Annotated in this window: 15 protein-coding genes and 1 tRNA gene; 10 read left to right on the forward strand and 6 right to left on the reverse strand. The window is 56.8% G+C overall.

The window, feature by feature from the left end; all coding sequences use genetic code 11:
• Positions 1-316 precede the first annotated feature (316 nt).
• Entirely contained in the window at positions 317-1,396 is a 1,080-nt protein-coding gene (locus OZX64_RS01195) for an ABC transporter substrate-binding protein (protein WP_277173234.1), read from the reverse strand.
• Between the two features lie 697 nt (positions 1,397-2,093).
• On the opposite strand from OZX64_RS01195, the gene OZX64_RS01200 reads away from it, so the two are divergent.
• From OZX64_RS01200 to fbaA, 5 genes are all read left to right on the forward strand, one after another.
• Entirely contained in the window at positions 2,094-2,309 is a 216-nt protein-coding gene (locus OZX64_RS01200; protein ID WP_277173236.1) for a hypothetical protein, read from the forward strand.
• 1,194 nt (positions 2,310-3,503) lie between these two features.
• Entirely contained in the window at positions 3,504-5,030 is a 1,527-nt protein-coding gene (locus OZX64_RS01205; RefSeq protein ID WP_277173238.1) for an FAD-dependent oxidoreductase, read from the forward strand.
• Between the two features lie 518 nt (positions 5,031-5,548).
• On the forward strand, positions 5,549-6,517 hold the full coding sequence (htpX, locus tag OZX64_RS01210; protein ID WP_277173240.1) for a zinc metalloprotease HtpX: 969 nt from the start codon (positions 5,549-5,551) through the stop codon (positions 6,515-6,517).
• A 302-nt stretch (positions 6,518-6,819) separates the two neighbouring features.
• Positions 6,820-6,890 (forward strand) — tRNA-Gly (locus OZX64_RS01215).
• 493 nt (positions 6,891-7,383) lie between these two features.
• On the forward strand, positions 7,384-8,523 hold the full coding sequence (gene fbaA / locus OZX64_RS01220; RefSeq protein ID WP_277173242.1) for a class II fructose-bisphosphate aldolase: 1,140 nt from the start codon (positions 7,384-7,386) through the stop codon (positions 8,521-8,523).
• Positions 8,524-8,799: 276 nt separating this feature from the next.
• Here the strand turns inward: fbaA and OZX64_RS01225 are convergent, their stop codons facing one another.
• Together OZX64_RS01225 and OZX64_RS01230 are read right to left on the reverse strand one after the other, a co-directional pair.
• Complete coding sequence (locus OZX64_RS01225) at positions 8,800-11,004, reverse strand: DUF2264 domain-containing protein (RefSeq protein ID WP_277173244.1); 2,205 nt, start codon at positions 11,002-11,004, stop codon at positions 8,800-8,802.
• Positions 11,005-11,250: 246 nt separating this feature from the next.
• Entirely contained in the window at positions 11,251-12,333 is a 1,083-nt protein-coding gene (locus OZX64_RS01230) for a LacI family DNA-binding transcriptional regulator (protein ID WP_277173246.1), read from the reverse strand.
• A 155-nt stretch (positions 12,334-12,488) separates the two neighbouring features.
• Here OZX64_RS01230 and uxaC point away from each other — a divergent pair, with 155 nt between their 5' ends.
• The 3 genes from uxaC to manD all read left to right on the forward strand — a co-directional run bounded on the left by uxaC (position 12,489) and on the right by manD (position 16,956).
• The gene (uxaC, locus tag OZX64_RS01235; RefSeq protein ID WP_277173248.1) at positions 12,489-13,922 is read left to right on the forward strand and encodes a glucuronate isomerase; all 1,434 of its coding nucleotides are present in this window, start codon (positions 12,489-12,491) and stop codon (positions 13,920-13,922) included.
• 63 nt (positions 13,923-13,985) lie between these two features.
• Positions 13,986-15,404, forward strand: coding sequence for a mannitol dehydrogenase family protein (locus OZX64_RS01240; RefSeq protein WP_277173250.1), 1,419 nt, complete (start codon positions 13,986-13,988; stop codon positions 15,402-15,404).
• Positions 15,405-15,708: 304 nt separating this feature from the next.
• Entirely contained in the window at positions 15,709-16,956 is a 1,248-nt protein-coding gene (gene manD / locus OZX64_RS01245) for a D-mannonate dehydratase ManD (RefSeq protein WP_277156423.1), read from the forward strand.
• A 77-nt stretch (positions 16,957-17,033) separates the two neighbouring features.
• Here the strand turns inward: manD and OZX64_RS01250 are convergent, their stop codons facing one another.
• The 3 genes from OZX64_RS01250 to OZX64_RS01260 all read right to left on the reverse strand — a co-directional run bounded on the left by OZX64_RS01250 (position 17,034) and on the right by OZX64_RS01260 (position 20,715).
• On the reverse strand, positions 17,034-17,897 hold the full coding sequence (locus tag OZX64_RS01250) for a nucleotidyl transferase AbiEii/AbiGii toxin family protein (RefSeq protein ID WP_277173252.1): 864 nt from the start codon (positions 17,895-17,897) through the stop codon (positions 17,034-17,036).
• Positions 17,894-18,787, reverse strand: a complete 894-nt coding sequence (locus tag OZX64_RS01255) for a hypothetical protein (RefSeq protein ID WP_277173254.1) — start codon at positions 18,785-18,787, stop codon at positions 17,894-17,896. Before OZX64_RS01255 ends, OZX64_RS01250 begins: the two co-directional genes overlap by 4 nt.
• Before the next feature lie 326 nt (positions 18,788-19,113).
• On the reverse strand, positions 19,114-20,715 hold the full coding sequence (locus OZX64_RS01260; RefSeq protein WP_277173256.1) for a glycosyl hydrolase family 30: 1,602 nt from the start codon (positions 20,713-20,715) through the stop codon (positions 19,114-19,116).
• 385 nt (positions 20,716-21,100) lie between these two features.
• Between OZX64_RS01260 and OZX64_RS01265 the strand changes: the two genes are divergently transcribed.
• Positions 21,101-22,453: an extracellular solute-binding protein gene (locus OZX64_RS01265; protein WP_277173258.1), complete on the forward strand. Its 1,353-nt coding sequence runs from the start codon at positions 21,101-21,103 to the stop codon at positions 22,451-22,453.
• A gap of 203 nt (positions 22,454-22,656) precedes the next feature.
• Entirely contained in the window at positions 22,657-23,658 is a 1,002-nt protein-coding gene (locus OZX64_RS01270) for a sugar ABC transporter permease (RefSeq protein WP_277173260.1), read from the forward strand.

Raw genomic sequence — 23,658 nt, forward strand, 5'->3', positions numbered from 1 at the left:
AGTACCCCATTTTTGAGCGAATTACTCTGATTTCTTCGATAATCGGGGTACTTGGTGGCACCAACACCGTTGAATTCAGAGAATTCGAGGCACAATCTATGGAATAGGGGGTGCTTGGTGGCACCAACATCGTTATTCGGGCGCGCAAATTTTGTATCGTCGCTTGCAATGAGCTGTGAGCATACACTATGAGCAGTTTCTGGGTTGTGCAGGAAGGAACTTGCTCGATGGCGTGAGCTTTTTGGGTATCGGCTCCTTCATCCCACGCACTTGCTGGTTGCGAGCCCAGTGCTCCCGAAGTTTTGCAGAGGCTATCTCATTGCACATATTCATTGGTCGAAAGCTCGGCGGCCTGAGGGGCATGGGGCAGCTTCTTCTTATGAGAATCGGTGTAGGTGCCAGCGTTGTATTGGAAGTCGAGGTATTTCTGGCCGTCCTCGGTGTTGACGGTTGCGGTGAGCTTCTGGCCGGGCTCGCCGTTGGCGGTCTCGTCGCTCATGCCGTTGCCGCTCCAGTAGCCTTCATGCACCACTTTTTCCATCGAGGCGCGGGCCAGTTTCGGGTCGAGGTGCGAGGTCTTGGTTTGGCTGACCAGAATGTCGGCGGCCTTGTCGGGATTGGCCAGTGCATAGTCGTATCCGCGTCGCGCGGCCTTGAGGAACTTCTTCAGGTTGGCGACGTTCTGCGAATTTTTAAGCCAGGAGTTCTTCACCGCAAAGCCGAGCTGGTCGGGATTGCCGGGCACGCCCCACTTATCGGCAGCAAAGCAGTTCAGGGCCGGGCCGTTGAGCTGCGATTCCACTTCCTCCCAGTTGGCGTAGAAGCCGGCGAAATCGCCCTTGCCGCTGGTGAGCGTGCGGAAGGTATTGGTGCCGGCCGTCGCGGTTTTGAAATCACTGGAGCCGCCGGCGTATCGGATCATCTGACGTACCGAGGCGCTTTGTTCGGCCGAGCCGAAGGTGACAAAAGTCTTGCCTGCGAAGTCCTTGGGGGTCTTGATGTCGGTTCGGCTCTTTAGGCTGCACCAACGGGCGATTGGCTTCTGCGTGAGGTCGAAGACGAGCTTCAGGTCGGCGCCATGCGCGTCGGCATTGGCCAGATCGGTCAGTTTGGAGAAGCCGATGTCGGCCACGCCGTTCTGCACGCTGGTCTCCGCGCCGGCCTGTGCGGTCGGCAGGATCTTCACATTGACTCCCGCATCCGCAAAATAGCCGAGCTGCTGAGCGACGTAGAGACCGACATGATTGGTGTTCGGCGTCCAGTCGAGCATGAAGGTCAGGGTGGATTTGCCGTCGGCTCCGGCCTCGTTTCCGCCGCCAACGCCGTTGCCGCAAGCCGCCAGTGAAAGTCCGATTGCACTTGCCTCGATGAGTGCCGCGATTTTCCTTAGCATCATGGCCGCCCGCTTATTTTTGTGGCAAGTCGGTTTTGGTAGTTTCTTGGCGTGGCGAACTGGTACAAATGCGTCATTACCGGTATTTTGTGGTCGTTTTCCGATGCCTAAATGACCACTATGTAGCAGTATTGACCACTTCGTGCCAGTACGGGGGCGCATTGAAGCCGTAGCGTGTGAGCTGTGGTCGGGAATTGTGGGGATGTCGGGTTGGGGCTCCATGCCCCTCAGGGCGTTGCCGATATATGGAAGTCTATTGATGCTCACTGTGAATCACCTTGCCTTGTTTTGCGGGCTGAGGCGACGCATGCGGAAAGGTGAGGAGTCCGCGCGACGAATCAGACCGAGGTTAGGGGGCGGAACGGAGCCGGGCAACAATTGCCGTCAAAATGTCGGTAACCGAAAGTCAAAAGTCCGAAATCCGGAACCTGTGACCTTGCCGATACCGTATCCGTATCCTTGCGTTTACTGGGTTATCTGTCGTCTTGGCGCAGCTGCTGCCACCAACCGCGCGAACATTGGATAGTATAGCGGCAAGGGTTCGCATTTGTTCTGATTGGTTTGTTTTGACGGAAGTCGGAATGTATTTGACTAAAGGACGGGCGGCAATGGAATATGCCGCACATTTGCTGTAATGGTCTAGTCGATTGATAGGAACCGGAAATACGCCGTCTCGTCCAAAAACTACCCGGCTTCCGGAATGTATGACGCTTCCGCTGGTCTGGCGATTGGCGATGGGCTGCGGAATGGGCTCAAGGACGGTGACCGGCTGCTTGTTAAGTTCGGCTCTCCCGAGAAGGACAATGGCGGCTGGTGGAACGGAATCTCCGGAATTATTTCGCGGGGCTGCAGCGCGTTCGTTGTGCTGGTTGCCGATGTCAGTGCTGGCCTGGCGCTGGTCCGTCGACGTGCGTGAATGCCGCTGATCTGCGGAATGGCCAAGATGATTTTTCGTTTCGCTTATTGATGATTTGCCTGCTGATTCCGGTCTCGGCCGATGCGGTCGGGCGCCGGGAGCTTATATGGCTTGGGTGAGTGGCTGTGTGGCTTGGGTGAGCGGCTGTGCGGCTTGGGTGAGCGGCTGTGCGGCTTGGGTGAGCGGCTGTGCGGCTTGGGTGAGCGGCTGTGCGGCTTGGGTGAGCGGCTGTGCGGCTTGGGTGAGCGGCTGTGCGGCTTGGGTGAGCGGCTGTGCGGCTTGGGTGAGCGGCTGTGCGGCTTGGGTGAGCGGCTGTGCGGCTTGGGTGAGCGGCTGTGCGGCTCCGAGACCGTTGCTGACGGCCAGGCGAAACGATGTGATGAAAGTTTCGGGCGTTGTCGTTTGGTTTCCGTGCCATTGGGCCGGTGCCGGTATTGTTTCGAACGTTCGTGTTGCTGTTGTTCTGGCACGGTAGTCTGCTGGCTGGGAACGGTCAACGCTTCAAGCGGGTTCGCCGAGCGGGTCGAATTGGCGTCTGACTATCGTGGTGAAGGGCGATGGTGTCTGTTGGTCGTAGGAAGGGAATGCTGTGTTACATTTGCCCTAAATGTATGGCAAAATCATGGTATTGGAGTTGTTGATGGCATTGCTGGGCCTTTCGCTGCTGGCGCTCGCCGTCGCGCATGTGTTGCGTGACCATCTCATTCAAGCTCGTTGATTTCGCGCAGGTTTCGGTTGGTTTTGGATGTTTTATACATTCGGGCTTTCTTGGTTTTACCGCTGATCGTCTTGTGTTTCAGCGGTTTAGGGCGTTCCTGATAGCTGTCCGCTGATTACCAGGCGTCTTGACCGCTGGCATGTTTTCATATGCGTTTGGCTGTTTGCAAGCGTATCAAGATCGTGGCTTGGCCCCGTCCTTTCGGTTGTTTGGCTTGCTGTGGTTGTTTGGCTTACCGCGATTGACGGGGCAAGCCGATTTTCTCGATATGACGAATTTTGCAAGTCAGAGATTCGGGCACATTCTGCCTGACGCCGATGTCCTGGTCGATAATCGGCGTCAGGGTTGATGGCGATGTGGGAAAGTCATGGATTGGCGAGGTCGGCAGACAGTTAGCAGGCGGTTATGAGCGGGTTTCGCCAGTTCGGATTATGCGATTGCTTCCGTGGTCGGGCTGGTTGCGATAATCTAGAGGTATGAGTGAAAACAACAGCAACGAACTTCGCATCGCCGTCGTCGGCGCCGGCCCTGCGGGAGTCTATTCATCCGATATCTTCCTGCGGGAACTGAAGAAGAAGGCCGCCGACCTGGGGCTGCCCGACCATGCGCGTATCGATCTGTTCGAGAAGCTGCCGGTGCCGTTCGGCCTGGTGCGCTACGGCGTAGCTCCCGATCACCCGGCCATTAAATACATCGCCGACGCGTTGGAGAAGACGCTCGACAACCCCGATATCCACCTCTATTGTGACGTGGAATTTGGCCGCGACTTGAAGCTTGACGATTTGATGCCGCGTTACGACGCGGTGCTTTTCGCCACCGGCGCAGTGGCCGATCGTCCGCTGACCATTCCCGGAGCCGATCTTGACGGTGTGCACGGTGCCGCTCGGTTCGTGGAATGGTACGACGGCTATCCCACCGGTGCCCGCACCTGGCCGCTGGATGCCGAGAAGGTGGCCGTCATCGGCGGCGGTAACGTGGCGATGGACGTCTCACGCGAGCTGATGCGCAATGCCGACGATTTGAAGGCGCGCACCGACATCCCAGACAATGTCTACGAGGGCATTGAGGGCAATAAGGCCCGCGAGCTGCACCTGTTCATCCGCCGTGGCGTGGCCCAGGCCAAGTTCAGCGTGCAGGAGCTGCGCGAGCTCGAGAAGTTGCCGGGCGTTCAGATCGTCATCAATGAGGACGATTTCGACCTTGACGACGAGACCATCGAGCAGGCGGGCAAAGACAAGCTCACCCGCCAGATGGTCGAGGAGCTTTACGCTGTCCGCGATATGGCCGAGGACATGGAAGACGGCGGCGGTGTTGATTTTGAAGGTAATCCTGCCACCAAGAAGTATTATATTCACTTTAATTCCGCGCCTACCGAGGTTTTGGGCGAGGGTGGCAAGGTCACTGGCCTGCACGTTGAACGCACCGAGACCGGCGCGGACGGCGTGATGCGCCACACCGGTGAATTCACCGATTATCCGGTCGAGGCCGTCTACCATGCCATCGGTTACAAGCCGGCGAGCGTGCCGGGCGTGGCCTACGATGAGCAGCGTAGCGTGCTGGCCAACGAAGACGGACGCATTCTCGCCGAACCTGCGTTCACCGCCGAAACCGGCAAGAGCACCGTTCGCCCGCGTCTCTACGCCACGGGTTGGGCCAAACGCGGACCGGTGGGCTTGATCGGCTCCACCAAGTCCGATGCGCTGCTGATTGTCGGCAACATGCTCGAAGACCTTTCCAAGAGTGACGGCATTGACGGGGGTGCCGGTGCGTCCGTTGCGGGTGCTGCCGGTTCCGATACCGTGACCACTGCCAAGGGTTGCATCGCCGCCGACCGCGATCCCGAGTCCATCGACCGCCTGCTCGCCTCTCGCGGGGTCAAACCCATCGATTTCGTCGGCTGGAAGAAGGTCGACGCTTACGAGCGTGCCGAGGGTGCGAAGGAAGGTCGCGAGCATAAGAAGGTCATCGACCCCGACCAGCTACGTGCGCTCGCTTTGGGCTGAGCATAGCGATTCATTTCGATGATGTTGTGGTGTCAGGCTTTCTCCATCGGAAGCCCGGCACTTTGTGTATATGCGGTTGATTGCCAAGATTGCGTATTGTGTCCGTTGTTGAGGATGCGATGATACTCACTGTTTTGCTGCTATTTTCCTGAGTTTGCTCGCATATTCGATTGGGCATGCGATGAAAATCAGCGTTGTGGAGCCATTTCCCTGATTTTCATCGCATCATCGAAGTTGTGGACGTCGAATGTGTCGGATTGTAGCGGTTCAAGACAGCTCTCGCGTGTGGATGAATGTTATAAGACGGGCATGCTGCTTTTTAACGCAGGTTTGTCGCTGGTTGCGTTCGAAAGCAGGTTTTTGCCCTCGTTTTTCTGCTTTTTGACGCAGGTTTGTCGCTCGTTGCGTTCGAAAGCAGGTTTTCGCCCTCATTTGTCTGCTTTTTGACGCATCTTGGGAAAACGGCAGCACAGCTGATATTCAGCAAAATTACAGACTGATTCGTTAGGCTACTGAATATGGACGGCAAGATCAAAGTGCATGGCCATCTTAACGGCCTCAAAACCACACTCCTCTTCGGGCTGATGTGGGCCATCATCATGCTGATTTGGTGGCTTACCGGAGCCAGCCGTGACACGCTTGTCTACTATATTTTCATCGGCCTGGCCTCGACTTTCATTTCCTACTGGTTTTCCGACCGCATATCCATCGCTTCGATGGGCGCACAGCAGGTCTCGGAGCAGCAGGCGCCCGAGCTTTACCGCATCGTGCGCGAACTTTCCGCACGCGCTGGCAAGCCGATGCCGCGCATCTACATCGCTCCGACCATGAGTCCGAACGCGTTCGCCACCGGCCGCAATGAGCGCCATGCCGCCGTATGCTGCACGCAGGGCATCCTGCAGATCCTGAACGAGCGCGAGTTGCGCGGCGTGCTCGGCCATGAGCTGATGCATGTCTATAACCATGACATCCTCACCTCGGCAGTGGCCAGCGCGATGGCTACGGTGATCACCTATCTTGGATATATGCTGATGTTCTTCGGCGGCGGACGGGACAACGATGACCGCGATTCCGGGATTTTCGGCCTGCTCGGCGTGGCCTTGAGCTCGATTCTTGCACCGATCGGCGCCTCGCTGATCCAGCTGGCTATTTCCCGAACTCGCGAATACGATGCAGACGAGGATGGCAGCAAACTCACCGGTGACCCGGCGGCGCTCGCCTCAGCACTCAGCAAAATTACATCCGGCGCGGCCATCAACTCGATGCCGCAGACCGCCGGTACCCAGTCCGCAGCTGCGATGATGATCGCCAACCCCTTCTCTGATGAGGGTTTCAGCCGCCTTTTCTCCACGCATCCGCCGACCCGGGAACGCATCAATAGGCTGATGCGGATGGCACAGGAGATGCAGGGTGTGGGTGCCGGTGCAGGCAGAGAATCGCTCGGCAATCGTTCGCGTTGCGATGGCCCGGCGCAGGTGGCGTACTGAGTGAGGTTCACACTTTTCCGGCTCTCTGGAAAAGTGCGAGTTGTCATACGGTTTTGTGCTAGCGGAAATCGTTGGAATTCTGTAGATTTTGGTTCACAGAGGATGTTTTGTTCTGTTCGTTTAGCTCACACTTTTTGAGTTCGTCGAAAAGTGTGAGGCTCGGTCTGGACTGACATGGGAAACGCATTGTTCGTCGTTGCTGTCTGACGCTCGAAAGCGATGACAAGTGTCGGGTGGCGTGCTTTCGCGGCTGTGTGCTAAACTTTTCTTTTGTATGCGCTTGTGAACGCAAGTGCACTACTGCGGATGTAGTTCATCGGTAGAATGGAAGCTTCCCAAGCTTCAGAGGCGGGTTCGACTCCCGTCATCCGCTCTTTTCGGTGCCGGTAAAATTCGCTAGAATCCTTTATTCTCCAACATTTTTACCATTCAACCCAATCATACGAATCACCGTGGCTCTCATAAATTGTTGCGAAACAGTTACCGGTTTACGATTACCCTTGAGTTTGCTTTGAGGAGTATGGTGCCTGAACGGCTATCGCTGTTCTGGTGATGTGTTCGCGGACTCGTTGCTCGATAAACGGAATAGACAATGACGTCGATTCAACCATATAAAAGAATGTATTGATATCCGTTTTAGGCACATGACGCGAATGGAGTGGAGGAGGCAGGAGTCGAACCATGCGTTTCCGCCTTGCGACGGGCTCTACCGTTGAGTTAATCCCCCAAATCGCACGTCATCGGAGTCCGTTTTGCTGAGCCCGACGCTGAATGCGTGATTACTATATCATACATTTTTGATTCCGTCGCATGCATGAAAATCATGTAAACGTGCCAATGGCGAGGCTCGCGTCAATAATGGAAGCATGACCATGGCAACCCCGGAACGATATCGTGAAATGCTGGAATCCGCGCGGCATAACGGCTACGCGTATCCTGCGATCAACGCGACCAGCACCCAGACCCTGAACGCCGCGCTGCAGGGGTTCGCCGAGGCGCAATCTGACGGCATCATCCAGGTTTCGGTGGGCGGAGCATCCTATTTTTCCGGGCAGAGTGTGAACGATCGTGTCACCGGTTCGCTTGCTTTTGCGGCGTTCGCGCGTGAGGTGGCCGCAAAGTACCCGGATATTTCCATCGCCTTGCACACCGATCATTGCGCCAAGCCGTATCTCGACGGTTGGGTGCGGCCATTGCTCGCCCGTGAAGCAGACGAGGTGGCGCACGGCCATGAGCCGATGTTCCAGTCCCATATGTGGGACGGTTCGACGGTACCGTTGGCCGAAAATCTTGACGTCGCCGAAGACCTGCTGGATCTGTCGGCTAAAGCGCACACGGTTTTGGAAATCGAAATCGGTGCGGTCGGCGGCGAAGAGGACGGTCATCGTGCGGATATCGACGAAAAGCTCTATTCCACACCTGCTGAAGGTATCGAGGTGGCCCGCCGGCTCGGATTGGGGGAGCGCGGCGCGTACATGGCCGCGTTCACGTTCGGCAACGTCCATGGCGCCTACAAGCCGGGCGTGGTGAAGCTGCGCCCGGAACTGCTCGGCGAGATCCAGCGTGAGGTCGCGTTGGCTGCGAAGGACGGCAGGCTGGGAGCCGATGGCGAAGCAGGGGAAGTCTCGGCTCGCTCGTCGGCGGATGCGTCCGTCGACTCGACGTCTCGCAGGTGGGCCTATACCGATGCCGATTTGCATGACAATAAGCCGTTTATGCTCGTCTTCCATGGCGGCTCCGGCTCATCGAAGGGCGACATCACGGCTGCGGTCCATTACGGTGTGGTGAAGATGAACATCGACACCGACACGCAGTACGCCTTCACCCGCGCGGTCGCCGGTCACATGTTCGAGCACTATGATTCCGTGCTCAAGGTCGACGGCGAGGTGGGCGAGAAACGTTACTACGACCCGCGTTCGTGGGGCCGCACGGCCGAGGACGCGATGGCCAGGCGCGTGGTCGAGGCCTGCGTCGAGCTTGGTTCGGCAGGCAGGGCGCTCAAATAGAGACAGCGCTGACCGTGCTGCGTGCTGCCGGATGGTGGGATTTCGGCTGTGCAATAAGGCAGGACCGTGCATTTCTGCCTCTAAAGCAACAGCAACTCACAGTTCGAGAAGTTTTAGGGGCAGAGTTAAAACTTTGTGCCTCTGATACAGGCAGAACCAAGCTCATTGCCATAATGGTAGAGAGCAGACGCGAAAGTGGGAATCTTGTCCGGCATCCATCCGGGTTCGGCCTCGAAATTACGGACAGGGACGATTGTTCTCTTTCTTCTCTTCCAATTAGTTGTGTAGTTCCGCCAGCTGAACTGTCTGCGTCTCGCCGCGATAATCGATGCGCAATTCATTGCCGATCAGCGCGGCGGTTGGCATGGCTATCGAGCCGTCATCGTTCACGCTTTCCAGTTCGCGGTCGCCGAGATAGGCGGAGGCGAACACATAGTGACCGGGTTCGATGGAGCGCATCTGCATGGGGATGCGCGTTTTGGGGTAGAGCAGGTTGGTGTTCGGCTCGGGAGCGGACAGTTCCAGCGAGAAGCCTTGTGCCCCGATCAGCCCGGTGAGCCCGACTTCGGTGCGATAGAACAGGGATTGTTGCGGCGTTGACAGCGTTGCCAGTGGTGTCGCTGATTCCGTGGCAGTTTTTCCGATGATCCGGATATTGCTATCGGTATTCGCAAGCTTGTCGCCATTGATGGTTTCGTTTTCATGGGTTGCGGTTTCATCTGCTGCGGTTTCGACGATGCCGTTTTCTCGCGTTGCATGTAAGTCTTGGATCGGATAAGAATGATTCTCGCTGCTACCGTTATCGTCCCAGCCGGAAGCGAATGAGCCGTTGGCTGCGTGCTGGCTTGATGTTCCTGCAAGTCCGGCGACCGCGTTGACGTTCGGCCCCGCCAGTTCCTGGCCGAAGTCGGGCATCGAGAACCCGCCTTCCGCCAGATGCAGCGCGCGCGCCGAATCGATGACGTGAACGCGAACGTGCCACGGCATCAGCGGCACGATGAAATTGCGGATCGCAACGTCGTTCCACGGCTCCCAACGCGAGTAGACGTAGTCGCCGTGCTGCGCGTAATCGGCGTAACCAAAGGCTGTGCGCCAATGGTAAACGGACTCGGAAACCGCCAAGGTGTTGTCGCAGGCGAGTTGCTTCAACACGGTCGTGGCTTTCGGCGTCGAGAAGCCGAAGGTGGTGGAGTAGACGTATTTCTCGTATTTGGCATCGGTGTGGTTGTGTTCCGGCGCGTGCTGACCGGCGGTGAATGCCTGCACCTCCAGTCCGGTGCGGCTGTGTGCCACCAGCATGCGTGGCTCGGGTTGCAGCAGCAGCGGCTTGAATTTGAAATCGTCGCTTTCCCGTATGGTCCAGAACGCGTTGGATTCGGGGATACACAGGAAGATAAAGGTTTTCAGCGCCCAATAGGCGGAGGCCGGGCCGTTGTAGCCCTCGGCCATGTTCATGTTCGGATAGGCGTAGCCGATGGGAATCAGCCCGTCGGACTGGAAAATGTTCTGACGGAACCACCAACGCAGATTGCCCAGCAACAGATGTTTCACGTCGCCGAGCGTCCATTCGCCCGGCAGATCGATACCGGCAAAGGCCGCCGCACCCCAGAACGCTGCTTGCGCGAAGCGGTAGTCGAGGCTGCGTCCGAACGGCAGGCAGGCACCGTCGGCGGCGAACCAGTTGGCGTAGCTTGGCACGAAGGCGGTGGCCCGTTGCTTGAGCAAGGCGTAACGTTGCGTTTCTGCGGCTCCGGGGCCGCAATGATTGTGATAACGGTAATCCCGCTCGGCGAGCCCTGCGTTCATCAGCGTGAAGAACTGGTAGGCGAAGGGAATGTAGTTGTCGATCTGGTCAACGTACCCGTCAAACGACCATCCGTGATCGAGATAGTGCGAGGCGGTGATGTCGAAATCGGCCGCTACCTTCGCGTCGTATTCGGCGTGCCCCGTGTGTACGAACCATGTGTTGACCATCTGCCGGAACCAGAGCCAGTTGGTTTTCGGCAGCTCGTGATGGTTGATCTGATCGAGCCAGGTGAGGATGTTGGCTTGTTGCGCGGCACTCAGATGGTCCCAGAAATCCTGTCGCGTCTCGAAGAGGAAGGCCGTGATCGCACCCATTTCCACGAAAAGCTGGTCGTAATCGTCCAGCGGATTGCCCCAGAAATCGGGGTCGTCGGGGGTGGTGCCATGAACGATGCCGGCGCACGAAAGCTGCCACCAGCGCGGGAATCGAGCGATGTTGCTGCGGTTGGCGAACAGCGGTCCGAGTCCCCAGAGCAACCGGCAGAAGCCTTCGATGGAGGTGCGGTCCTGGCTGTAGACAGCCCCGCTGTCGCTCATGCGGAATCGCCCGTATCTGCCGCCGCTTTCCACCAGTCGCATGGCCGGCGCGAGGATATCGACCAGCGCTTCAACGCAATCCGCTTTGGTGCGCAGTGGGTTTGTGGCAACATCTTCATTGAATGGCTTCGTTTTCATGGTGCTTCTTTCCGCAGTATGCCTACCATGGTCTGTCGTTCGTCGGGCATCGCGCAAGCCGGTGGCGTGCGCTGCGGGATTTTATCGAGGACGAGCCAATGATTTGAACGCCGTTTTATTTTCAGAAAGCATGGCAAATTCTGGCAACAATGCGCCTTGGTGCCGTCGTCGAGCCGCGGCTATAAGCCTGACGATTTCCCGATATCCGGGTGCTTGCCATCTCGTCATTCAAGTGTTCAAGCACCATTACTCGTGCGCGATCGAAGCCAGCGAAGGGTTGACTTTGCCGGTGCTGGCGCGTACGACATACGAGGATTCCAGCATGATCGGCCTGCGGTCGTTGGTCTGCTTGACGTGGTGGATCAGGCTCAGCACCTCCGTGACCGCTTTCGTGCCCAGTTCCTTTCGAGGCAGACGGACTGTCGAAAGCGCGGGGGAGACCAGCGAGCTGAATTGCACGTCGTCGATGCCGACCACCGAAACTTGGCCGGGAACGTCGATGTTGCGCGAATGCAGGGCCGCGATGAATCCGATGGCCATGATGTCGTTATAGGCGATGACGGTGTCGGTCGGGTTGTTCAAAAACACTTCTCCCGTGCGGAATCCGCCGCTGAAAGTCGGCGCGTTCGAAGGGATGCGGCGCAGTTTCAGATGGTGGCGCGAGCAGATCGACGAAAGCGTGCGCCAACGTACTCCGTCCTGCCACGAGGATTCCGGGCCGCTCAGGTACGTGAAATTGCGGTGGCCCAGGGTTGCGAGGTGCTCGACGGCTTGCCCCAGTCCGGTCTGCACGTCGCCGATCACCGATTGGATGCCGCGGATGGAGCGGTTCAGCGTCACCAGCGGTTTGGTCTGGGCGAGTTTGCGTATGCCGGCGTCGGAGAGGCGGGACGAGGCCAAGATCAGCCCGTCGATATGTTGGATGGCGGTATGGATGGAAGTGCGCTCGATGACCGCGTTTTCCTCGGAATCCAGCACCAAAAGCCCAAAGCCGTTGGAAAGGCATTCGTGTTGGGCCGCACGTGTGTATTCGGCGAAAACCGGGTTGCTCAGGTCGGCCACCACGATGCCGAGCATGCCGTTCAGGTGGTCGTCGTTGGTATGCGCCCTGATGGCCGTGGCCCGATAGCCGATGCGATCGGCGATGTCGTAGATTCGCTGGGCCGTGGCCTCGTTGACCCGTCCTGGACGTGCGAAAGCCCTGGAAACCGTCGAAGGGGCGACACCGGCGGCCTTGGCCACATCGCGGATGGTGATGTTCGGTTTTGGTGCGTTTGGCTTATCGGGATTGCCGCTTTCCTGCCGTTGGCTGTTATCGGTTATGTTCATTGTGCTCCTTTGCTCGGTCAAGTATAACCCGCGTTTGGCAAGTAATGGCAACAGAGCGCACCGCCAATACGTCTCCCGTAGACTGAGGAGTCGATAAAAGGGTGTTCAGCATCGTGGCGGACTTCTGGTTTGCAGCGGATTAAAGGATGGTGCCTATGGTTGGCCAAACAGATACATCAGAAACGGTTCTGTCTCCGGATCGTTTGTTGCCGGCGGAAGGCTTGCCGCTGCGCGTTGCCCGCGAACTGTACGAATCCGTGGAGGATCTGCCCATCATTTCCCCGCATGGCCATATTCCGATCGAATGGTTCGCCGAGGACAAGCACTTCGCCAATCCCACCGACCTGTTCATCACCCCGGACCACTACGTGACGCGGGTCTTGCACGGTCAGGGTGTGCCTTTGAGCCGGTTGGGCGTGGGCCAGTCCGAGTTCACCGATCGTCAGGCACGCGACGCCTTTCTCACCTTTGGCAAGTATTGGGACGCCTTTGCCGGCACCCCTATGCGCTATTGGTTCGAGGATTCGTTGGCGAGGGTGTTCGGCATAGATAAGAAGTTCGGCAGCGAGACCGCCGGGGCGATTTACGACGAGCTTGACGAAATGCTCAAGGCCCCGGAATTCAGCACGCGCTCGCTCGCCAATCGTTTCAATATGGACTTTGTTTCCACCACCGATGACCCGGTGAGAGATTTGGGGCTTCATGATAAGGTCAACGCTGACCCCGATTTCAAGCCGTTTGTCTCGCCTGCGTTCCGTCCGGACAAGTACCTTGAGCCGTCGCGTTGCGATTGGCCGCAATTGGTGGATGCTTTGGGGCGCAGTGCCGATATCGACGCTTCGACCTACGAAGGTTTCACCGAAGCGATGCGTCGCAGAAGGCGGTATTTCAAGGATCACGGTGGGGTCTTAAGCGACCATTCCCATGCCGACCTGAACTCGAAACGGCTTGCGGGCGACGAGGTGCGCAAATTGTTTAACGAGGCCTATGCAGGACATATCGAGGCCGGAGACGCCGCCCGTCTGCGCTCGCATCTATTCAACGATCAGGCCATGCTCGCCCAAGAGGACGGCTTGGTGATGACCGTGCATCCCTCCATCGCCCGCAACTACGATGCCAAGGCTTTCGCCAGTTACGGCGCGGACGTCGGCGGTGACATCCCGGCGCGGGCCGAGTTCGTCGAAGCGTTGCGCCCGCTGTTGAACGAGTACGGCAACAATGCCGATTTCCATTTCGTCGCCTTCACCGATGACGAGACTGTCTATTCCCGTGAATTGGCGCCGCTTGCAGGCTTCTACCCGTCGTTCTATATCGGGGCGCCGTGGTGGTTCATCGACGCGCCGGATTCGATTTCGCGCTATTTCCACGCCGTCGTTCCGTATGCCGGATTTACGAAGCTTTCCGGGTTCATCGACGACACCCGCGCGATCTGCTCGATTCCTTCTCGCCACGACATGAACCGCAGGGTCACCGCAAGTTTTGTTTCCTCTCTGGTCTGCGACCGCCGCATCTCCATGGACGAAGGGCTTGCGATCATGCACGATCAAGTATCCACCCAGCCAAAGCGAGTGTTCAAGATCGGGAGCTGAGCAGTAAGTCGAGCAACACGAAACAGCGTAATGCGTGACTGCGCATCAAGAAAAGGGGCAGTAATGAAAGCAGATAGCGTTTCCATTCCTCAAATCAGCCGTGAACAGGACGGTCGTCCGGCCGCGCCGGAAAAGATCATCCATCTGGGAATCGGCAATTTCACTCGTGCTCACCAAGCCTGGTACACCGAGCATGCGTCCGATGCCGCGCAATGGGGCATCGCCGGTTTCACCGGTCGCGGGCCGCGGATGTCCGACTTGCTTGAGGCGCAGGAGTGCGTATACACCTTGATTACTTCCGGAAGGCAAGGCGACCAATTCGAGGTCATCTCCTCGATTTCCTCCATGCACAGCGGCTCGGACACGGCGGCGTTGCGCGCCCGGTTCACCGATCCGGATATTGCCATCGTCACTTCCACGGTCACCGAGGCGGGGTATAAACGTACCCACACTGGCGATTTGGATATCGCTGATCCCGATGTCGCGGCGGATCTGCGGGCGTTGAAAGCTGACCCGCTGGCGGACGGGCTCAAAACCGTGCCGGTGCGCATGGTCGCAGGCTTCCTGGCTCGCAGGTGTGCGGCGGCCGGCCCGATCACGGTATTGCCTTGCGATAACCTGGCAGGCAATGGTGCCGCGTTCCGCAAAGTCGTCGAACAGGCCATTGCGGAGGTCGATCCGTCATTGCTTGACTGGACGCGTTTGAACGTCTCATGGGCGACCTCGATGGTCGACCGCATCACTCCTGCCACCACGCCGGGTGATATCGAGCAGGTTGAATGTGTGAAGGGCTGGCATGATGCGTCACCGGTACGTACCGAGCCGTTCCGCGAATGGGTGATTGCCGGGGACTTCCCGGCCGGACGCCCTGCCTGGGACGAGGCGGGCGCCGTCATCACCGGTGACGTCACGCCGTATGAGGAACGCAAGCTGTGGATGCTCAACGGATCCCACTCGACCCTGGCCTATTGCGGCTCGCTCTTTGGCTATAAGACCGTTGCCGATGCCGTCGCCGATCCGACCTTGCGCCGGTGGGTCAATGAATGGTGGGATTTGGCCGGACGTTACATCAGCGTTCCCACCGACGAATACCGCAAGCAGCTGCTTGAACGTTTCGAAAACCCGAATATTCGCCATTTGCTGATGCAGATCGCCTCCGACGGAAGCGAAAAGCTGCCGGTTCGCATCGTTCCTGCCGCACGAAAAGCGCTGAAAGACGGGGCGCCCATCGTTCCCGCCGCCCGCGCCATTGCGGCGTGGATATTGTTCCTCACGCGTTTCAGCGACCAGCTGGCCGATGTCAATAAAAGCAAGGTCGTCGCGTGCGCGAAAGCCTGCATAGCCGCGGATGGCAGTGTCGACAAAGGAGGCGTGAAATATGTGGTCACCTATCTTGACCGTTCCCTCGGCGGCTCCCCGTTGTTTGTCGATGAGGTGGTCAAGCAGCTGGACGAGGTGAGCAGGGCCGCGGCAAATCGATGAACAGGATGGCTGGTTTGCGAGAGCGCCGACGCGCCATCCGCGTGCTAGATGGATCTGTTTCGGGACTATTGCACAAATATGGTCATTTACATCGCCTTGGTGTACATATTTTTAGAATGTTCTGTGATTGTGTACATTTAGGTCCGCTAACTGTCAACATCTCAGCACTATTGCTCAACGGGGTACAGATACACGGTCGGTTTCCGGCGAGGAGGTGGGCTGGTGTATCAAGCCTGCGAACTGCGTCAATGAAACCGGTTGCATCAAACATCGAAGCATTTGAATAATAACGAAAGGAATCGATATGGCTATTGAAAAGGCCGAGGTATTCGTGACGAGCCCGGGACGTAATTTCGTCGTCCTCAAACTCACCACGACCGACGGAATTGTAGGTCTCGGCGATGCGACGCTCAACGGGCGCGAACTCGTTGCCGCGGAGTACCTGAAGACCATCGCTCCTGCCCTGATCGGCAAGAACGAGGACAACATCGAGGACATGTGGCAGTACCTTTACAAGGGTGCCTATTGGAAGCGCGGACCGGTGACCATGGCCGCCATCTCCGCCGTCGACGTGGCACTGTGGGATATCAAGGGCAAGAAGCTGGGTGTTCCGGTCTACGACCTGTTGGGCGGCGCCTCGCGCAAGGGCATCCTCACCTATGCGCACGCCTCCGGCACTGACCTGCCGAGCCTCTACGACTCCATCGACATGTACCGCGATATGGGCTTCAAGGCCACGCGTATTCAGTACGCGCTGCCCGGCATCCCCTCGACCTACGGCGTCGCGGCTTCGGCCAACGCCCAGGCCGGTGAAGGCGAGAAGGGCGTGCGTTACGACTACGAGCCCGCCCGCCGCACCAGCGTTCCGGTCGAAGAGGTGTGGGATGCCCGCACGTACCTCAACACCATCCCCGGCGTCTTCGAGGCGGTGCGCAACAAGTACGGCAAGGACCTGATCCTGCTGCACGATTCGCACCACCGTCTGCGCCCGATCGAGGCCGCCCGCTTCGGCAAGCTCCTCGAGCCCTACGACCTCTTCTGGATGGAAGACACCACGCCGGCCGAGGAGAACCAGCAGTTCCTGCGCATCGTGCGCGAGCACACCACCACCCCGATCGCCATCGGCGAGATCATCAACTCCTGGACCGATTACATCACCCTGATCGAGGAACAGTTGATCGACTACGTGCGTTCGGCCGTCACCCACACCGGCGGACTGACCCACATGAAGAAGCTCATGGCCTTCGCCGAGCTCTTCGGTGTCAAGTCCGGCTTCCATGGGCCCACCGATGTCTCGCCGGTTGGCATGGCCGCGAACCTGCACCTCGACCTTGCTATCCCGAACTTCGGCATCCAGGAGTACATGAAGCACAGCGACGAGACTCTCGAGGTCTTCCACACCTCCTACACCTTCAAGGACGGCTACCTGCACCCGGGCAACAAGCCGGGCCTGGGCGTCGACTTCGACGAGAAGCTCGCTGCCAAGTACCCCTACCAGCCGGCTCCGCTGCCGGTTGACCGCTTGCTTGACGGCACCATGCACGAGTGGTGATTTCTGCGCGTACCAAATAAAGAGGGCCTGCCGAAACCTGAGTGTTTCGGCAGGCCTCTTTCACTTGCCAATAATGTCTAAATTACTCCCAATATTGCCGTCAGCGCTTCGAGCACGGCAGCTTTTGCGTCTGTGAAGTCAATACGCTCGTCAAGCGGAATCTGGTCTTTGCTCATATTGTCATATTCTTCGTTGTATTGGCTGTTGTAGCCATCAAGATCCTGTTTTAGCGCAAGGAAGTCTGTCTTGGTGACATCGATATCTTTCATCATCGTTTTCAGAAAGACGATTTGATCGGCTTGGATTATCTTGGTTTTGGTCTCAGGCCGTGTTTTAAGAATCGATGACATGTCGAAGAGATCTTTGGCCCTCAGCCCTTTCCCAGTGCTGACTTCGCGAGAATTCGTTTCCAGATAACTTGGGGTGTGCTGACACAAAGACAGCATTTTTTCGTAAATGATTCTGACCAGAGACGAAACCGCTATCTCAACGCCATCAGAGTTGATTTTATCTAGACAAAATAATCGGTTGTTCAAGGAAATCTCTATTTTGAGACTTTTCGTGTCTCCGAAACGGCGAATGGGTGTTTGTCGATTTTTGTTAGCCGATCGGTTTCTGTCGGCAACTCTGACAACTATCCTTGCGAGTTTCTTTTGTTCTGTTTTGATAGGAAGATAATCGAGTTTGGTGCTTCTGACCTCCATGCTGGAATCATTGAATTGTTCCTTCAAAGCATCGTCGATGAGGGCTCGTTCCGTTTCCGTAATTGAATTTTCTTCTACGTAAAGGTCGATGTCCTGAGACGCACGGTGGCTGACGTTATAGGCGATCAGTGCTTGGCCGCCGTGCAAGGCGATCCTGCCTGCGAACTCGTCTATCGAGAACAAGGCGGACAGGGCTTTGTCGATGATTTCTTGATTGGTCAGCGCTGCAGCAGTCATGAGACACTTAATCCTTTCGGATAGTAGATTCCGATATCGGGGTCGAATACCTTGTCGCGCATGTTCTTTTGCAGATACATGTTGAATTTTTGTTTTTCGGGATCCAGTCTTGAGACGACGAGTTTTTTTTGTTGCTCGGAGTAGCCGGCGCAATCCATATAAAACAGGATGTTCTTGCCATATGGGAACAGGTATTCGCTATTGGTCAGCAATTGCGTCATCCTGAGTACCTTCAGCTTATCTTTTGCTCGCGCGAACGCATCCAGTACCTCTTGCGCTCCACCTGCATAGTCAGGTTTTACGGTGCACTCGATGAGTGTTTTTTCGATGCTGCTTATTGATATTCCTGACGGTGCGTACGGCATTTGTATTTCTGTAATACCTTTGTCTATAGTTGCGGATTGCTCTAACAAGTAGATTTCATACGGTTTGCCGTCATATTCGAATGTGTATGTGTTATTGGTTATTTTTGCTGGAGCTGAAAAGGCCCGGTCGATTTGAGCTTGGGACAGCTGTTCGCTGCGCTTCCACGTCTTAGCCTTTGTTCTTTTCTTTTTGACATATATGGGTTTGGGAACATTCAAGGTCAGATCATTGAGATACAAAGCGGAATAATGGGAGATGTATGTGCGTCCGGAAAGCGAGAGGGCGATGGTGTATGGAGAAACCGATTCGTTTCTGGGAATCAGTCTGACAAGATCTGTCTCCTTATTTTTTTGGGTTATTCGTAATTCCTTAAACAGATTCGCTTCGGGAGAGACCAGATACTCTCTAAAATTTCCAAAAGATACTTTTTGCAAGAGAAATCCGCGTTTTTGAAGGTTATTATAAATTGCCCTAACTGCAGACGCACTCAATACATTATTGAAAACGGCGCTTTCTTCTCTCACCGTATCGGATATTTCCTTGTGGCTTTTCCTTCTATAGAAAACGTATTGAGCAACCATTCTTTAATATTATCTCACACGCCGTAATTTGACAAATTATTATTTGATTGATAAAGTATTAATACTTTATCAATCAAATACATAATATAAATAGAGTGTGTTTTCATTGAAAACACACCGATGACTTGACAAATGATAATATTATATATAAAGTATAAATACTTTATATATCGCAACAATAATCAAAATATGAATAACTGAGACTTCATACGACGAAGCGCCGGCCCTGAATTGGGGGAGGCGGCGCTTCGTGCTGTCAGCGGGTGAAACTAGAAAATGCGCTCGTCGTGGTCGTCGGCGGGGTGCGGAGTGTAGATGATCTTGAAATCATCGTCCGCGGGGGTCTCGCTCACATTGATCGGCGAGTCTGACAAATGGAACGTCACGGTGCCGTAGGCCGGAACGGTGACATGACGCCAGGCCGCGCCTTCCCCGGCGAAGGTGAGTGCCGCTTCGATCGGTTCGCCGGTCGGGTTGTAGAGGAACCCGGCGAAGCCGCGACCGTCCGGCTCGATGAACGCGACGGAACCCAGCCCGCCGTGCCGTCCGTCGCCGGTGTAGCTGGTCGACGCCACACGCCGCGAACCTGGGCGCACGTCCTGCCCGAAATTGCGCAGCATGAAGTACTCGAGGTTGCGCTTGACTTTGCCGGTGGCCGAATCGATGGTGATGACCCCGCGACGGCCGCGCGTCTTGGCGTAGCTCGGGAATCCCTGCTCGTCCAGCGCGATGTTCCACAGGTTGATCAGCCCGACATTGTTGCGCACCAGGCCGGTGCCGATCTCGCCGAACATCACGTGGCTGGCCTCGTCCACCGTTTCGTCGAGCATGCAGCGGCGCTCGCTCATGCAGGCCTTCCAGCCCGGGAACTGGCGGGTGCCGTTGAGCACCCACTTGGGTAGGCCGGAGTAGGTGTGGAAGGCGACGCCGGCGAAGCATTGGGCCTGGGCCGGGGTCATATAGTCGCTCACCGGGCGCTGGAAGAAGCGCAGCCCGTCGTCACCGAAATAGATCTCGACGTCGGGGAACGTCTCGTCAAGGCAAGGCCGCAGATATTCGCTGCCCCACTTTGTCAGTTCCTCGGGAGTCCAGATGGCCATGGGCCACTGGGGGGAGTTGCCCGGCTCGTTCTGCATGGTCACCGAGGCGATGGGAATGCCGTAGCTGGCGTAGGCGGCGATGAACTTGACGAAATACTGCGCGTAGACGTAGTCGATGGTGTCTTGACGGCGGTAGCCGTTGCCGCAGAACTCCCCGAGGCGCAGCCTGCCGTCGCCTTCGAACTTGCGGTTGGTCTTCATCCATGCCGGCGGGCTCCACGGCGAGGCCATCACTTTGACGGCCGGGTTGATGGCCATGATCTCCTGTAGCACCGGGATGACGTTTTTCAGGTCCTTGGTGGCGTCCGGAGCGCCGGGTTCGCCGGTGCCGATGGAGAAGTAGTCGAGGTTGCCGTCGGTGCCGACGCCTTCCGGCAGATCGTCGTAGCTGTAATACTTCTGGCTTGAGAAATCACAGGAGCCGATGGAGATGCGCACGCTGGAGAAGCCGCCCTGTGTCGGGCTAAACATCTCCTCGAGGATGGTGTGGCGCTGTTCGGCGTTCGTACTGTGCATCAGCAGCGAGGCGCTGGAATCGGTGATCGCCGCTCCCGCGCCTTCCCACATCTGGTATTGGCGCGTCGGGTCGATGACCACTTTGACTGCGGCACCGGGTTCGGCATTCGGCGCAGGTGGTTCAAGGCGCTGGCGTCGTTGGATCAGATCGCCGCTGGTCACTGTCCATAACTGATGCGTCGCTTGGCTTGTGTAGGAAGTGGAACCTTGTGGGTCCTGCGGTGCTGATTGATGGTGTTTCGTTGATGGTGTCATGGACTGATACTCCTTTGCTACCTGTCCGTAGCTTCATTCTTCTCGGTAAGGGGAAGATCACCGGTCTGGGTCAACTCGATGTTGCTTCTTCGAGGCTTGAATCTTGTTGCCATCCCATGTCTTTGAGCCTAGCAGCGCACGGTGCTTGCCCGGGTGAAAAGAGCAGCTTGCTGAGAGATGAAAAATCGGTAATCTGCGGATTCCCGGTCTTTTCCGGTTAAACTGCTCATGATAATGTTGAATCTTATTTGACAAATAATGGCAACAAGGGCTTTCCGTGTTGCCATTTGTGTACGCTCAAAATTGAAGGACGGCTGCGGGCTACACCAATGTAGAACGTCAGTCCTTGCAATAGGCGAAGAAGCCTTGAAGAAAGGATTTGAATATGAAAGTCTCACGTCCAGTAGGCGCCTTGGCGGCGGTCTCTGCACTTGCGATGCTGCTTTCGGGTTGCGGCGGTGGCAACGGCAACAGCAGCGCTTCCGGCAGCAATGAATTTGATAAGAACGCAAAAACCGAAATCACCATGGCCGGGTGGTCGCTGAAGATGACCCCTGAGTTCAAGCAGCTGACGGATGCCTTTATGAAGGCCTATCCGAATGTCACGGTGAAACTCAAGGAATACAGCGCCGACGACTACGACAAGCAGCTTACCGCCGATATCTCGGCAGGTGCCCAGCCCGATGTCTTCCCGCTGAAGAACATGCAGAAGTACACTACTTATGCCAGCTCAAAGGGCCTGGCCGATTTGAGCGACGTCGCCAAGAAGTACGCGGGCAACAAGAAGATCGATATGTCGATGTACAAGACCAGCGATGGCAAATACTACGGTCTGCCGTATCGCGCCGACCACTGGGTGATGTTCTACAACAAGGATATGTTCAAGAAGACGGGCATCAAGGAGCCCGACGGCACCTGGACCTGGGATGACTACACCAAGGTGGGCGAAGAGCTCAAGAAGAAGCTTCCGGCCGCCGGCTATGACGCCAACAGCGTCTACCCGATGTACCAGCACAACTGGCGCTCCGTGGTCGTCTCGATGGCGCTCGCACAGAACGGCCAGCCCGCCTCGAAGACCTATTTGAAGGACAACTTCAACTACACGCTTCCTTATTACAAGCGCGCGCTGAAATGGCAGGACGACAAGCTGACCATTAACTGGAACACCTCCTTCACCAACAAGGTGCAGTATCAGGCCCAGTTCGGCACGCAAAAGGCCGCTATGATGCCGATGGGCACCTGGTATGCCGCAGCGTTCCTGAACCAGCAGAAGACGGGCGACGCCCAGAAGTTCGATTGGGGCATGGCTCCGGTTCCTCAGAACCCAAGCAAGAAGATGCCGAGCACGCCGGTCACCTTCGGCAGCCCGACCGGTCTCGCCGTTTCCGCCAAAGACACCGGCCAGAAGGCCGCCGCGGCCAAGAAGTTCGTCGAATGGGCCATTGGCGAGGGCGGTGCCGATACGCTGGCCAAGCTCACGACAACGCCGGCCTATATCAACGACAAGGTCACCAAGGACTTCTTCGCCGCTGATGGCATGGCCAACGACCAGCTGTCCAAGGACGCATGGTCCAAGTTCGATATGAAGCTCGAGCAGCCGGTGAGCAGCGCCACGGACACGATCGAGGACCTGCTCGACAAGGGTCATTCCGCGATTATGACCGAGACCCAGAAGCCCGATGCGGGCATCAAGGAAGTCGAGGACAACGTCAAGAACCAGGGTGTTCTCGACAACTGATTGACCTGAAAACTGTCGGTAAGACCTGTCCGAGCCATGGAAATCGGTTCGGGCAGGCTCGTTTTCAGACGGCGGGCCGGTAGGTCTTCGTGTCGTCAAATAACTTATGATATGGCAATAAAGGTCAGCAAAGAGGTTGACATCTGGTCGCAGCGATGCGGCGATGGTTCTCGATGATGATCGCTTTCAAGGAGGAGGCAGCGATGTCGGATGCTTCAATGTCGAATATCGCGGCGATGGGTGCAGATATGGCCGCGGCCGGTGAAGCGGGTGCACAGGCCCGCAAGAGACCGCCGAAATCTAAAGGGAACGGCGGCAGGGTCGACGAGAAGGCGATTTCGCATCGTAACCTTCGCAACGGTCTGATTTTCATCTCGCCGAATTTTATCGGCTTTATTCTGCTGACCCTGTTCCCGGTGCTTTCGCTGTTCTACATCGCATTCACCAAGTGGTCCGCGTTCGGCATGCCGATTTTCAACGGCATCAAGAACTGGACGCGCTTGTGGGGCGACAAGATCTTCTGGCAGTCCACCTGGCACACGTTCTACTATTCGATCGTCCACATTCCGCTGACGCTCGCGATTGCGTTCGGTCTTGCGGTTCTGCTGAATTCCAAGCTCAAGGGGCGCGGCTTCTTCCGCACGGTCGCCTTCCTGCCCTATGTCACCTCGATGGTGGCCGCGGCGCAGGTCTGGGCGATGCTCTTCGACCCGAAGTCCGGACCGATCAACCAGTTCCTGAAGCTCTTCGTGGGTGCGGGCAATGTGCCCGGATGGCTCGGTTCGACCAAGTGGGCTATGCCTGCGGTCATCATCGTCGGCACTTGGCGTGAAGTCGGTTACTATATGATTCTTCTGCTGGCCGGTCTGCAGACGATTCCCACGGAGCTTTACGAGGCGGCCGAGCTGGACGGCGCGAATGGCTGGAAGAGTTTCTGGCATGTCACCGTACCTTCGATGCGCCCGACGCTGTTCTTCGTGATGGTCACCCTGACCATAGGCTCGTTCAAGATCCTTGATCTGACGTTGATTATGACCAACGGCGGGCCTGGCACGACCACGATGGTGCTGGCGCAGTACGTCTACAGCGTGGCGTTCGACCGTGGTGATTACGGCTATGCGTCGGCGGTTTCGCTGGTGCTGCTGTTCATCTGCATGGTCGTCACCCTGATCCAGTTCTGGTACAACAATTCGAAGGAGGACTGA

The sequence above is a fragment of the Bifidobacterium sp. ESL0704 genome (genome assembly GCF_029392075.1).
Taxonomy (GTDB): Bacteria; Actinomycetota; Actinomycetes; order Actinomycetales; family Bifidobacteriaceae; genus Bifidobacterium.